The organism is Labrys sp. LIt4, from assembly GCF_017813775.1.
GTDB lineage: Bacteria > Pseudomonadota > Alphaproteobacteria > Rhizobiales > Labraceae > Labrys > Labrys okinawensis_A.
Map to the genome: position 1 here is coordinate 56,168 of NZ_JAGIPY010000005.1, position 13,587 is coordinate 69,754.

12 protein-coding genes are annotated in these 13,587 nt (G+C 64.7%); 7 read left to right on the forward strand and 5 right to left on the reverse strand.

Annotated elements, in window-relative coordinates:
* Window positions 1-133: 133 nt before the first annotated feature.
* The 4 genes from coaBC to J8I29_RS11025 all read right to left on the reverse strand — a co-directional run bounded on the left by coaBC (window position 134) and on the right by J8I29_RS11025 (window position 4,704).
* Entirely contained in the window at window positions 134-1,402 is a 1,269-nt protein-coding gene (gene coaBC / locus J8I29_RS11010) for a bifunctional phosphopantothenoylcysteine decarboxylase/phosphopantothenate--cysteine ligase CoaBC (RefSeq protein ID WP_209431673.1), read from the reverse strand.
* 243 nt (window positions 1,403-1,645) lie between these two features.
* A complete protein-coding gene (locus tag J8I29_RS11015; protein WP_209431674.1) occupies window positions 1,646-2,497 on the reverse strand; it encodes an AcvB/VirJ family lysyl-phosphatidylglycerol hydrolase in 852 nt (283 codons plus the stop codon).
* 226 nt (window positions 2,498-2,723) lie between these two features.
* Window positions 2,724-3,251 (reverse strand): translation initiation factor IF-3, encoded by a 528-nt coding sequence (gene infC, locus J8I29_RS11020; protein ID WP_105860740.1) that lies wholly within the window; start codon window positions 3,249-3,251, stop codon window positions 2,724-2,726.
* Window positions 3,252-3,462: 211 nt separating this feature from the next.
* Window positions 3,463-4,704 carry a glycosyltransferase family 4 protein gene (locus J8I29_RS11025; RefSeq protein ID WP_209431675.1) on the reverse strand — a complete coding sequence of 414 codons (1,242 nt, stop codon included), beginning with the start codon at window positions 4,702-4,704 and terminating at the stop codon, window positions 3,463-3,465.
* Between the two features lie 241 nt (window positions 4,705-4,945).
* Here J8I29_RS11025 and J8I29_RS11030 point away from each other — a divergent pair, with 241 nt between their 5' ends.
* The 3 genes from J8I29_RS11030 to J8I29_RS11040 all read left to right on the forward strand — a co-directional run bounded on the left by J8I29_RS11030 (window position 4,946) and on the right by J8I29_RS11040 (window position 7,011).
* Window positions 4,946-5,731: an alpha/beta hydrolase gene (locus J8I29_RS11030; RefSeq protein WP_105860742.1), complete on the forward strand. Its 786-nt coding sequence runs from the start codon at window positions 4,946-4,948 to the stop codon at window positions 5,729-5,731.
* Between the two features lie 49 nt (window positions 5,732-5,780).
* Window positions 5,781-6,341, forward strand: coding sequence for a NifU family protein (locus tag J8I29_RS11035; protein ID WP_209431676.1), 561 nt, complete (start codon window positions 5,781-5,783; stop codon window positions 6,339-6,341).
* A gap of 100 nt (window positions 6,342-6,441) precedes the next feature.
* Window positions 6,442-7,011, forward strand: a complete 570-nt coding sequence (locus J8I29_RS11040) for a hypothetical protein (RefSeq protein ID WP_209431677.1) — start codon at window positions 6,442-6,444, stop codon at window positions 7,009-7,011.
* 83 nt (window positions 7,012-7,094) lie between these two features.
* Here J8I29_RS11040 and J8I29_RS11045 read toward each other — a convergent pair whose 3' ends face one another.
* Complete coding sequence (locus J8I29_RS11045) at window positions 7,095-7,463, reverse strand: hypothetical protein (RefSeq protein ID WP_105860745.1); 369 nt, start codon at window positions 7,461-7,463, stop codon at window positions 7,095-7,097.
* Window positions 7,464-8,251: 788 nt separating this feature from the next.
* On the opposite strand from J8I29_RS11045, the gene J8I29_RS11050 reads away from it, so the two are divergent.
* From J8I29_RS11050 to J8I29_RS11065, 4 genes are all read left to right on the forward strand, one after another.
* Complete coding sequence (locus J8I29_RS11050) at window positions 8,252-9,346, forward strand: LacI family DNA-binding transcriptional regulator (protein WP_209431678.1); 1,095 nt, start codon at window positions 8,252-8,254, stop codon at window positions 9,344-9,346.
* 99 nt (window positions 9,347-9,445) lie between these two features.
* Window positions 9,446-10,405 carry an ABC transporter substrate-binding protein gene (locus J8I29_RS11055; protein ID WP_209431679.1) on the forward strand — a complete coding sequence of 320 codons (960 nt, stop codon included), beginning with the start codon at window positions 9,446-9,448 and terminating at the stop codon, window positions 10,403-10,405.
* A 73-nt stretch (window positions 10,406-10,478) separates the two neighbouring features.
* Complete coding sequence (locus J8I29_RS11060; RefSeq protein ID WP_209431680.1) at window positions 10,479-11,954, forward strand: mannitol dehydrogenase family protein; 1,476 nt, start codon at window positions 10,479-10,481, stop codon at window positions 11,952-11,954.
* A gap of 21 nt (window positions 11,955-11,975) precedes the next feature.
* Window positions 11,976-13,514 (forward strand): sugar ABC transporter ATP-binding protein, encoded by a 1,539-nt coding sequence (locus J8I29_RS11065; protein ID WP_209431681.1) that lies wholly within the window; start codon window positions 11,976-11,978, stop codon window positions 13,512-13,514.
* Window positions 13,515-13,587: the final 73 nt, after the last annotated feature.

A 13,587-nucleotide genomic window follows, 5' to 3' on the forward strand; every position in this document is an offset into this window, starting at 1 on the left:
GGGGCTCGTTCCGGGCATCCAGATACAGCAACCCATCGAGACTGGGACCCCTCGATCACGGGGACAAGGCCGGTGATGACAAAAAGTCGAGGTTCCCCCGATTTTCGATCAAGCCCCGAAGACCGAGCCCTGCTCACGCCACGGCACTGGCCAGCTCGCCGAAGCGGGACACCAGCGCCCGGGCGACCGCCTCCTTGTCCATGTCGGGCCAGGTCTCGATGCCCGAGGCCGATACCAGATGAACACGGTTGCGGTCCCCGCCCATCACGCCGCTCTCCGGCGAGACGTCGTTGGCAACGATGAGATCGCAGCCCTTGCGGGCAAGCTTGGCCTTGGCATGCTCGACGACATGCTCGGTCTCCGCGGCGAAGCCGACGACCAAGGAGGGCCGGCGCGCCTTGTCCCGCGCGATGGTGGCGAGAATGTCGGGGTTCTCCACCAATGCGAAATCAGGCGTACCCTCGGCGCCCTTCTTGATCTTCTGCGCACCGGCATCGGCCACGCGCCAATCGGCCACGGCCGCCGCAAAGACGCCGATATCGGCCGGCAGCGCGGTCCTGACGGCCTCCAGCATCTCGCGGGCCGTTTGCACCGGCACCAGCTTCACCCCCGGGGGCGGCAGCAGCGCGACCGGTCCCGACACCAGGGTGACGCGGGCGCCCGCGGCCAGGGCCGCCGCGGCAATGGCATAGCCCTGCTTGCCGGAGGAGCGGTTGGCGATGTAGCGCACGGGATCGATCGGCTCATGCGTCGGCCCGGCCGTCACCAGCACATGCTTGCCGGCGAGCGGCAGGGCCGGCAGCAGGCGCGTATCGGCGCTCACCGAGCCCGGCAGCGGAATGAAGGTCGGCCCCGCCAGGGCCTTCTCGATCGCGGCGACGATCTCCAGGGGTTCGGCAAGCCGCCCCGGCCCATATTCGCCGCAGGCCATTTCCCCGTCGTTCGGGCCGACAAAGAGCACGCCATCCTCGCGCAACCGGGCGATGTTGCGCTGGGTCGCCGGATGCAGCCACATCCGCACATTCATGGCCGGGGCGACCAGTACGCGCTTGTCGGTCGCCAGAAGCGTGGTGGAAGCAAGATCATTGGCGAGCCCCTGCACCATCTTGGCAAGCAGGTCGGCCGTCGCCGGCGCCACCACGAGCAGATCGGCATCGCGCGACATCTCGATATGGCCCATCTCGGCCTCGTCCGTCAGCGAGAACAGGTCGGTATAGACCTTGTCGCCGGTGAGGGCCGAGACGGAGAGCGGCGTGACGAAGGCCTCGCCGGCCTTGGTGAGGATGGCCCTGACATCGGCGCCGCGCTCGCGCAGGCGGCGGATCAGGTCGAGGCCCTTATAGGCCGCGATGCCGCCACCGATGATGAGAAGAATGCGCTTGCCGACGAGGGGAGTGGACATGGATCGATCCGCCTGAAGCCATTATCGCGTTGTGCTAGAGCAAAGCGCGTTCAAGCGTGAACGCTTATCTGCTCTATCTCGTTGTTTCGCTCGTCTTTGCGATTATGGGTGACTCCGTTCAATCGCAAAACGCTATAGAGCGTTTTTCTCGGGAACTGGGACGAAGGGCCTTCCATCGGAATTCACTGCGCTCCAGGACCTGCCGCACACACATAAATAGCGCAACCGGGGGATTCAATCGTTTCAGCGTTTGCCGGCCTGTGCCTCCATCCCGGCCGGATGGGCCAGCCAGGCGAACCGGTTCATGCCCGCATAGCGAATCGCATCGTTGCGCGGCTGGGACGGCATGCCCGCGAGGATGAGGCTGGCGATCCTGTCGTAGTCACCGTCGAAATGGTGTCCGCCCGGCACCTCGACCACCTGTACCTTCGCGGCATCGACATCGTTGCAGCCCGACCGCGCGCCTTCATCGGCGCCGTGGAAGCACTGGATGTGGGGGCCATCGATGGCTGCGACGGCCGGGATGGTTGCCTTGCGTCCGCCGGCGACCTTCATGAAGCCGACGGCGTAATCGGCTTCGCGGGAGAGACCGAGCAGCGAGACCTGGCGAATGCGCGCGCGCAGATCGTCGGACAGGTGGGCATAGATTGTGGCTGCGATATCGGCGCCGAAGGAATAGCCGACCAGGATAACCGGCCTGTCGGGGCCGATCGAGGCCGCCATCCTGTCGATCGCGGCCGCGACCTCTTCGGGAGACCGGCGATGGATGAAATAGGCCAGGCTGTTCAGGCCGATCGTGGTGACGCCGGCGCGGGCGAGCCCCTCGGCGATGCCGTCGTCGATGCCCCACCAGCCGCCGTTGCCCGACAGCAGGATCGCGACCGGCCCGTCATCGCGCCGTCCCTTGATCAGGACGACCGGCAGATCGCGCAAGGATGCGGGCACATTGGCATCGTCGGGGGCGGCCAACCCACCCCAAACCCCACCGAAGGCCTGCGGAAACCAGCGCGGCAGGAGCTTGGCGTCGACGAAGACGCCGGCCGCGACGAGAAGGGTGAGAAAGGCGAAACGCCGCAATGTCAGGAAACGGGCCATGAGACGGCATCAACAGATGAACTGTCCGTTCCTGTGCCCGGAACATGGCGCGACGATGGCGGGCCGGACCCGCCGTGGACTTGGAGAACCGGCTTTTGCGCTCCATCGATTGATGGAGCGAAATCGGCACTCCTGGAACCGCCCCATTTGCCGACAAGAAGGATGTCGACCACGCTCCATCCAATCGACGGATCTGAGAGGTCGACACTCCGCTTATCCGGCTCGATCAGCGCGGTGCCAGCACCATCACCATCTGGCGGCCTTCGAGCGAGGCATCGGATTCCACCTTGGCAATCAGGCCGGTGTCATCCTTGACGCGGTTGAGCAGGCGATAGCCGATCTCCTGATGCGCCATTTCACGACCACGGAAGCGCAGGGTGACCTTGACCTTGTCGCCTTCCTCGAAGAAGCGCTTCATGGCCTTCATCTTGACGTCATAGTCATGATCGTCGATGGCCGGACGGAGCTTGATCTCCTTGATCTCGACCGTCTTCTGATTCTTGCGGGCCTCGGCGGCCTTCTTCTGCTCGTTGAACTTGAACTTGCCGTAGTCCATGATCTTGCAGACCGGGGGCTCGGCATTGGCAGCCACCTCGACCAGGTCCAATCCGGCATCATAGGCCATGGCGATCGCAGCCCTGGTGTCGGTGACACCGCGATTCTGCCCGTCCTGATCGATCAGCATGACTTCGCGGTTTCGAATCTCCTCATTGATGCGCGGCCCGTCCTTGGCGACCGGGGCGTTAGTCCTCATAGGGCGACGAATGGCGGTAAACTCCTCTACCATGAATGGATTTGGGCGAGCCGACGGCTCCGCGTCGAAGCCCGCGCCCGGATGCGGGAAGATGTTGCCGAAGCGCCCGGAAGTCAACGCTTTCATGTCCGCGGCGTGAAATTTAGATCACAAATCAGCCCGATAAATCGTCACGGGCTCGCCACGCGGCGAATATTTCGAGGCTTCTGGCTCACTCGTCTTTGAGCTTGCGGCTCTTCACCAGAAGCTCGGCATAGACATCGAGCGTGGCGTTGCACATCACGTCCAGCGAGAAATGCGCCTCGACATGCGCGCGGGCTCGCGCCGCAAGACCATCGCGGGCCGAAGCGCCCAGGGTCAGCGCCTCGTGCAGGGCCTCCGCCAGGGCCTCGGCATCGCCCACAGGCGTGCGCCAGCCCGTGCGCAGATTGCCGACGATCTCGGGCGGAGCCAGCACGGTTTCGGAGGTGGCGCCATGGTCGGCCACCACCACCGGGCAGCCCATCGCCTGCGCTTCCACCGCCGTGCGCCCGAAGGCCTCGGGGCTGGTGGAAGGGATCGCGACCGCCGCGGCGGAGAGATAGGCGGCCGGCATGTCGCTGCAATGGCCGACGCGCAGCACCAGCCCCTTGAGGCCCCGCTCGGCGATACGCGCCTCGAGTTCGGCAACGTAGCCGTCCCGGCCCTGGGCATCCCCGGCCAGGACGAAGACCGTGTCCTCGATGCCCTTCTGCTTGAGGATGGCGGCGGCATCGATCAGCACGCGCTGGCCCTTCCAGCCGGTGAGACGGCCGGGCAGCAGCACGATGCGCTGATGCGGCGCCACGTTCCAAGTCCGGCGCAGCGTCTCCACGCGCTCGAACGACACGGCAGAGGGGGTGAAGGCCGTCAGGTCGGTGCCACGATGGATGACGCGCAGGCGTTCAGCCGCCTCCGGCCAGTTTTCCTTGATGGTGGCGGCGGTGAAATTCGAATTTGCGATGACGACGTCGGCCTGCGCCATTACGCCATTATAACGCTTCTTCAGCTCCGAACTCGCCGAATAGGCACCGTGATAGGTGGTCACGAAGGGCAGGTTGAGCTTCTTGGTGGCGAGACGGGCCGACCAGGCCGGCGCCCGCGAGCGGGCATGGATGAGGTCGACCTTCTCCTCGCGCACCAGGCGTTCGAGCCGCCGGGCATTGCCCCAGATGCGCAGCGGATTCTTGGTCGAGGCATTGAACGGGATCCAGAGCCCGCCACGGGCCTGCAACTCGCCGACGAGCCGGCCGCCTTCGGTGGCAACCAGGGCACGGGCTCCCGCCCGCGTCAACGCATCGGCAATGTCGATGGTGGTGCGTTCGGCGCCTCCCGCATCCAGGGCCGGAATGATCTGCAGCACGGTGATGCCGGCAAAGCGTTCCTCTTTCGGCCGGCGGCCGATCGGGCGAGCTTTGGACGAGATATCGGACATGGGTGCAGATTTTTCCGGCTTGGTTCAGCGTGGGGATGGCGGTCGGCAATGGACCCGAAGCATCATGCAATTTGACGGAATCACTTCAAACCGCAAAACGTTTGGCCCCTGACATCCTCTATAGAGCGCCCCATGTTCTAAATGAAAGGTGATACGGCCCAGGAATTTCGGGCCTAACCCGTATATTTTTTCGGGCGTCCCTCCAGAACGCGCCGTCGCACCAGCAAGAGGAAATGATCGGATGACCAGCAACCCCGCCATGATCAGCGTCGGCGAAGGCCCGTCCAGCCGAACCATTGCCTGGCGTCACCAGCCGGGACGCGGCCCGGATGTGGTTTGGCTCGGCGGCTTCCGCTCCGACATGCAGGCAACCAAGGCCAGTTTTCTTGCCGAATGGGGCACGCGTCACCTGAGGGCGGTCACACGATTCGACTATTCCGGCCATGGCGAATCAGGCGGACGCTTCGAGGACGGCACCATCGGCTCCTGGCTGGAGGACGCGCTGGCTGTGATCCGCGAGGGCGTCAAGACGCCGCCGATCCTGGTCGGGTCCTCGATGGGCGGCTGGATCGCCCTGCTGGCCGCGCAGGCCCTGGCCGGTACGCCGCTGGCGCCGGCCGGCATGGTGCTGATCGCTCCCGCGGCCGATTTTACCGAGCGGCTGATGTGGGACCGGTTTCCCGACGCAGTGAAGCGCGAGATCATGGACAAGGGGGCCTGGCTGCGCCCGTCCGACTATTCGCCTGAGCCCTACCCGATCACCCGGGCGCTGATCGAGGAAGGCCGCAACCATCTTCTTCTCGGCGACATGGTGAAAACCGGCTGCCCCGTACATATCTTGCAGGGGATGGAAGATCCGGACGTGCCCTGGCAGCATGCCATGGCGCTGGTCGAGAGCCTGGCCGAGGACGATGTGACGGTGACGCTGATCAAGGATGGCGACCATCGCCTGTCCCGGCCGCAGGATCTCGACAAGCTGGTGGAGGCGGTGGAGGGCATTGCGCCTAAATCGCAGCTTCTCCTATAATTGAGAGGTCCTGACCGGCCTTGACCCGGTTGCTGGAGCGGAGAGAAAGATGTTCATTCAGACCGAGGCGACGCCGAATCCCTCGACCCTCAAATTCCTGCCCGGCCGCGAAGTGCTGCCCGAAGGCACCACGCTGCACATGACGAATTCCGCCGAAGGCGCGCAATCGCCGCTCGCGCAGAAGCTCTTCTCGATCGAGGGCGTCGCCGGCGTGTTCTTCGGCTCGGACTTCATCACCATCACCCGCTCGGGCGTGGAATGGCAGCACCTCAAGCCCGCCGTGCTCGGCGCGATCATGGAGCATTACCTCTCCGGCGTGCCGATCCTCAATGCGGACGTCGCGCCGCTGGAGGAAGGCGAGGAGTTCTTCGACGAGGCGGACGAGGACACGGTCGAGACGATCAAGGATCTGCTCGAGACCCGCGTGCGCCCGGCCGTGGCGGCCGATGGCGGTGACATCACCTTCCGCGGCTATCGCGAAGGCGTGGTCTATCTCGCCATGAAGGGCGCCTGCTCGGGCTGCCCCTCCTCCACAGCCACGCTGCGCAACGGCATCCAGAACCTGCTGCGCCATTTCGTGCCCGAGGTTCAGGAAGTCCGCGCCGCCTGAGGCGATAGAAGGTCGGCAAGGGCGGCGGTGCAGCCGCCTTCATGAATGTTTAAGGCGACAGGTGCTTAATCCCCTCGGGGGGCCGGAGTTCGCTACGGCCATGCGCCTGCTGCTATCCATATTCTTTACGAGTGCCCTGTTCGGCGCGACCCAGGCCCAATCTGCGCCGCTGACGGAATGGCGTCTGGTCGAGATGTTCGATGCGCGCCTCCTCCGGGACGGCTTGGACCCGATCCGTGCCTGCCGGGGGAAGGACGGGGAGTCCTATGCCTGCACGTTCGACGACACCGAATATCTGACGACGATCAGGCCGGGGGCCGATGTCACCGGTTCGATCGGCGCCTCCCGTTCGCCCACTTCGATGACCATCGTCCTCGCCGGCAATGCGATCGATTCGATCGGCCTGGTCGGTGACCGGGCCAGCCCGGCGGCCCTCATCAATTTCACTGCCCATCTCGAAAGCCTGCTGCACACGATCGGGCCGGAGAAGAGTGACTACGACATCGAGCAGGACATGCTCGATCTCGGCGTGATGCGCGGCGATGCCGATGGCGACATCGGCAGGGCCCGGGTCGTCAGCGAAAGCTTCGCCACCATCCGCTGTCTCAATCAGCGCCTCGTCGCGAGTGCCGGCATCGCCTGCACGATCACGATGAGGCCAGCCGGCTGAGTTCCGTCATGCAGCCATCGCGCGGTCGATCGGAAAACGGGCATTTCCGGAACGCCTGCCCGTTTCCCCTGAAGCGGAACGTTCTATTCCCATTCGAAATAGTCTGGATGGGTACGGCGCCATTCCGCCACGCGCTCGCGATGGGCCCCGATCATTTCGCCGAACTGGACGCAGGCCCGGCGATCGCCCCTGTCGCAGCCGGCATGCAGACGATCGAGGCGGTCGATATAGGGATCATAGGCCACCGGGGCCGCTTCATAGACCGGCGCCGGCCGCGGCGGCGGCGCGGGGCGATCGGCCAGTGCCTGGCCGAGCAGGACGCCGCCGACCGCACCAAGGGCTGCGCCACCGACGAAGGCGCCGGTGCGACCGTCGCCTGCAGAGGCCGGCGTGATCGCCAATGCTGTCGTCACGCAGAGCATTGCGGCTGAAAGGCAGATCTTCATCGTCATTGCAACGGAAACTCCGATTTGATTACCCCAGCTATAACAGTAAAATATCGCGGACCGCCTTAAGACCAGATGAACAACAATGGTTTATTTTGAATATCCACCTCTAAGGAATCAGTAATTCCTGTGACAAGTAAGCCCAATTCAGCCACAATCGTGAATCGGCTGACTGACATCATAACCCCAGCACCATTCCGGCGCACATCGAGACCGGCTTCTGGGCTGTCATCTTGCCAATGGGCACCAACCGATGGGTCGGGCCAGATGATTGGGTTGAAGACCAGGCCGGACGTGCATGCCCGCGCTCTGGTCAACCCAAGGGAGTTGACGATATCCCTATAGCGTTTTGCGATTAGACGGGGTCACCTAGAATCGCAAAGACGCGTCAGAACAATGAGTTGGAGCAAATAAGCGTTCACGCCTGAACGCGCTTTGCTCTAGGAGGGAGAGGGGTGGGCTGGCGCCGCGCCTCTCAATCGGCGACACGGCCGCGACATCCGCCGGCAGCACGACCGCCCGGGGGCCACGGTTGCGCACCATCGCCGCCCATCGGGACAGCGACAGTATCGGCGGGCTGTCCGGCGCCATCTCGGCAGAGCGATGACTTAAAAAAGGTCGAATATTCCTAAAATATTCTGATCGGACACCTATCTGAGCTTTACTGAACAGCTCTGTCTATTAGAATATGCATATGATTTGCCTTTCTGCCGTAAAGGTAGTAGGCAAGCACCCCAGCGACAAAAAATACTTTTCAATTTGACCGAAGAAAGCCTCCTGCCCCAAGTAGAGGCATGACTCAAAAAGAGAAAACCGCCGAGGAAAGCCAGCAGTCCGGCAGTTCCCGCCCCGCCCGCCTTCTGGACGTTGCACGCCTTGCCAAGGTTTCCCGCGCCACTGCGGCCCGCGCTCTCGGCGGCTACGGCCTGGTGACCGAGGAGACCCGGGAACGCGTCGCGGCGGCCGCCCGGGCGCTGAACTACCGGCTCAATGAGGCGGCCCGGGCCATGCGCGCGGGCCGCACCCAGGTCATCGGCGTCGTCCTTGCAGACATCAGCAATTCCTTCTTTGCCAGCGCGGCCCGGGCGATCATCGATACCTGCGCCTCGCTGGGATATCAGACCCTGATCGTGAACACGGATGACGATCTGAAGACCGAGATCGAGGCGGTGCAGACGCTGACGGAGAAGCGTGTTGCCGGCATGATCGTCGTGCCTTCCTCGCCCGACCACAACGAGCATCTGCAGAAGGCCGGTGCCGGCGAGGGACGCATGGTACTGCTCGATCGCCGCATTGCCGACATCCCGGTGAGCACCGTGACCACGGATGATCGCGGCGGCGCGCGCGAGGCCGTGGAATTGTTCATCGCGCGCGGACATACCCGCATCGGCCTGGTGGTCCTCACGGCCGCCGCCACTTCGCAACGCCAGAGCGAACCGCGAGGGGCCGTCTCCAGCGCCCGCGACCGTGTTCTAGGCGCGAGGGAGGCGCTGGAGGCAGCCGGCCTCGACCTGCCGAAGGCCTGGTTGCGCTACACGCCAAACAATCCCCGGATGATCATCGACGCCGCGACATCGATTCTGCGCGCCGAACCCCGGCCCACCGCGATTCTGGCGACCTGCGAGGAAATCGCCATTGGCGTGCTGGCCGCCTGCCGGACCCTGAACCTGGTGGTGGGACGGGATGTCGCCCTCGTCAGCTTCGACGAATCGCCCTGGTCCGGCGCCCTCACGCCGGCCATCTCGGTGGTGCAGCGCCCGATCTATGAAATGGGGCGCGCCGCCGTCAATTTGCTGGTTCGGCAGATCCAGGGTGGCGAGGCTGGCAGGGATGTCGAGATGCCGACCATCCTGATCGATCGGGAGTCCGTCTTCGATCTCGCGCCTTGATCGCCGGGCCTCCATTGACAGTCTCATCTTCTCGTGCATCAATTTGAATGTATTATTTTATAATAAAATGAGATCGATCTCATTCATGAGGAGGAAGTCATGAGGGGTTTGAAATGCCTCGCCGGCATCGCCATGGCCGGTGCGGCGCTGGTCATGGGCGCATCGCTCCCCGCCCAGGCCAAGGAGGTCAGGGCAGTCGGCATATCCGTGGGGTCGCTCGGCAATCCCGGCTTCGTGATCATCGCCAACACCGCGACCAGGATCATCAAGAAGGCCTATCCCCAGGCGCAGGTGACCACCGTCGGTTACGACTACGATCTCGGCAAGCAGGTCAACCAGATCGACAATTTCATCGCGGCCGGCGCCGATTTCATCCTGCTCAACCCCGGCGATCCCAAGGCGATCACGCCGGCGATCAAGAAGGCGCAGGCTGCGGGCGTCCCGGTCATCGCCTTCGACACCGGCGCCGAGGGCGCCGATGCCATCGTGATGACCGACAACATCATGGCCGGCAGCATTTCCTGCCAGTATATCGCCGACAGGCTGAAGGGCGCCGGCAATGTCGTCATCCAGAACGGGCCGCAAGTCTCCTCGGTGATCGATCGCGTGGTGGGCTGCAAGCAGGTCCTGGCCAAATATCCCGACATCAAGATCCTGTCGGACGACCAGGACGGCAAGGGATCGCGCGACGGCGGCATGGCGGTGGCGCAGGGCTACCTGACCCGCTTCCCCAAGATCGACGCGATCTTCACCATCAACGATCCGCAGGCCATCGGTACCGCTCTCGCTGCCAAGCAGGCGGGCCGCAGCGAGTTCTTCATCACCTCGGTCGACGGTTCGCCCGATATCGAGGCTGCCCTGAAGGACCCGGCCCTGGACATGATCAAGGCCTCGGCCAGCCAGGATTTCTACGCCATTCCCAAGGTCTCGGCGCAGACTGCGATGGACCTGGTCAACGGCAAGAAGCCCGAGAAGCCCGTCATCCTGATTCCCTCCTCACTGGTCACCCGCGAGAATGTCGGCGACTACAAGGGCTGGAATGCCAAGCACGACGACTGACGTCGCCGTCTGACGTAACATGGCCTCCTCCCTCCCCCGGGGGAGGCCTTTTCAACTCCTGAAAGTACAGGCCATGCCCCCGCTCGACATGTCGACGCTCGCCTCGTTCGGTCCGACCGTGACCAAGCCTTCTTATGACCGTAGCCGGCTGCGGGCCGGAATCGTGCATTTCGGGGTCGGCAATTTTCACCGCGTGCACCAGGCCGTCGCCATCGAGGCCTGCCTGCATCATCCCGGGCAGGAGGAGTGGGCGATCTGCGGCGTGGGCCTGACCGACGGCCCTACAGCGCGGGCCAAGGCCGAGGCCTATCGCCGGCAGGACAATCTCTACACGGTGACGCAGCTCACCTCCCCGGCACCGAAGGAAACGCAGATTGTCGGCGCGATGATCGACTATCTGCATGCCCCGGCGGGCCCGGACGCCGTGCTGGCCCGCCTCGCCGATCCCGCCACCCGCATCGTCTCGCTCACCATCACCGAAGGCGGCTACAATATCGACGAAGCCAGCGGTGCGTTCCGCCTCGATACCCCCGATATTCGCCATGATCTCGGCGGTGGGCCGCCGCGGACGGTGTTCGGCTATATCGTGGCCGCGCTGGCGCGCCGACGCCAGGCCGGCCTGGCGCCCTTCACCGTGATGTCCTGCGACAACCTTCCGCGCAATGGCGACACCTCGCGCCTTGCCGTGGTCGGCTTTGCCCGTGCCCTCGATCCCGACCTCGCCGACTGGATCGAGGCGAACGGCGCCTTCCCCAACTCGATGGTCGACCGCATCGCTCCGCAAGTGCCCGAGGACGAACGCCGGCGCATCACCGCCGGCATCGGCGTCGAGGATCTCGTCGCCGCCACCTGCGAACCCTATACGAGCTGGGTGGTGGAAGACCGTTTCTGCGCCGGCCGCCCCGAGCTCGAGCGGGCCGGCGTGGTGTTCAGCAGCCAAGTGCCGGCCTATGTCGCGGTGAAGGGCAGGCTCTCCAACGCCGCCCATATGCTGATGTGCTATCCGTCCCTGCTGATGGGGAGCCGCCTGGTCGATGAAGGCATGCGCCATCCCGACATTCCCCGCCTTCTCCACGCCTTCTGGAACCGCGACGCCCGCCGCCTCGTCGAGCCGCCAGCCGGCTATTCGACGAAAGCTTTCACCGACACGGTGATCGAGCGCTTCGCCAATCCCGCCATCAAGGACCAGCTTCTCCGGGTGGCCGGCGACGGCGCCTCCAAGATCGTGGTCTTCCACGGCAAGACGATCGGCCAGCTGATCGCCGAGGGCTCGGACCTTGGGCGCGAAGCCTTCCTGCTCGCCTGTTTTGCCCGCTATCTCGGCGGCGTGGATGATCGGGGTGTTGGCTTCGACATCTTCGAGCCGCGCATCGGCCAGGCCGATTGGCAGCGGCTGAAAAGCGGCGACCCCCTGGCCGTGCTCGACATCGAGGCCTTTGCCGGTCTTGGCCTTCGCCAGAGCCCGGCCTTCGTCGCCGCTTACCAAATCCAGTCAAAATCATTGGCAAGCCAGGGAACAGCTGCAACATTGGCGCAACTGCTGCAATAACAGCGTGCAAACGGGGGCAGGATGAACCCAGGCCAGACGCATCCCTTCCTGGAAATGCGCAATGTTTCCAAGACGTTCGGCCGGGTTCAGGCCCTGAAGAACGTGTCGCTCGACGTCAAGCTCGGCGAAATCCACGCCCTGATGGGCGAGAACGGCGCCGGCAAGTCGACCCTGATGAAGATCCTCTCCGGCGCCTATACGCCGGATGAGGGCTCGGAAATCCTGATCGACGGGCAGAAGGTGGCGATCTCGGGCCCGATGGCGGCCAAGCAATTGGGGATCGCCATCATCTATCAGGAGCTCGCCCTCGCGCCCAATCTCACCGTGGCCGAGAACATCTATCTCGGCCGCGAGCCGAGCCGGGCCGGCCTGATCGACCGTGGCGCCATGGTCGCCGGCGTCGAAAGCGTGCTGCAGCGCCTCGGCGCCACCTTCAGTGCGCGCGACAAGGTCGCCGAACTCTCCATCGCCGAACGCCAGCTGGTGGAGATCGCCCGCGCCGTCCACGCCCGCTCGCGCGTCTTGATCATGGACGAGCCCACCACCACCCTGTCCGAGCGCGAAACCGAGCGGCTGTTCGCCCTGGTGCGCCAGCTCAAGCAGGAAGGGCTCGCCATCGTCTATATCAGCCACCGCATGAAGGAGGTCTACGAGCTCTCCGACCGCGTCTCGGTGCTGCGCGACGGCACCTATGTCGGAACGCTGGACCGCGAGGCGATCACCCCCGCCGCGGTGGTGCGCATGATGGTGGGGCGCGACCTCTCCTCCTTCTACAAGAAGGAGCACGACGCCCATCAAAGCCGCGGCCGGATCATCTTCTCGGTGCGCGACATCGCCGATGGCAGGCGCATCCAGCCCTGCTCCTTCGACATCCACGAGGGCGAGGTGCTCGGCATCGCCGGCCTGGTCGGCGCCGGCCGCACCGAGCTTGCCCGCCTGATCTACGGCGCCGATGCGCGGATATCGGGCACCGTGGCGGTCGACGGCAAGCAGGTGAACATCCGCTCGCCGCAGGACGCCATCGAGGCCGGAATCGCCTATCTCACCGAGGACCGCAAGCTGCTCGGGCTGATGCTGGACATGTCGGTCGCCGAAAACATCAATCTGGGGGTGATCGCCCGCGACGCCCTGGCCGGCGGTTTCCTCAACCTCGCCAAGGGCCGCAAGCGCACGGCCGAAGCGATCCAGGCCACCGGCATCCGCACGGCCTCGCCCGACGCGCCGGTGGGCGGCCTCTCCGGCGGCAACCAGCAGAAGGTCCTGCTCTCGCGCCTGCTCGAAACCAAGCCGCGCGTGCTGATCCTGGACGAGCCGACCCGCGGCGTCGATATCGGCGCCAAATCGGAGATCTACCGCCTGATCGACCGCCTGGCCCGCGAAGGCGTCGGCGTGGCGGTGATCTCGTCCGAACTGCCCGAGATCGTCGGCATCTGCGACCGAGTCATCGTGATGCGCGAGGGCCATATCGCAGGGGAACTCGGCGGCGGGCCCGAGGCCGAAGCGGTCAGCCAGGAGAACATCATGGCCATCGCGACATCGGCCGCGAAGGATGCTGCATGACGCACCCGGCTTTTAGGAGTCATCGAAGAATGAGTGAATCGCTGCCAGGCTGTCATCCCCGGCGAGCACGTCG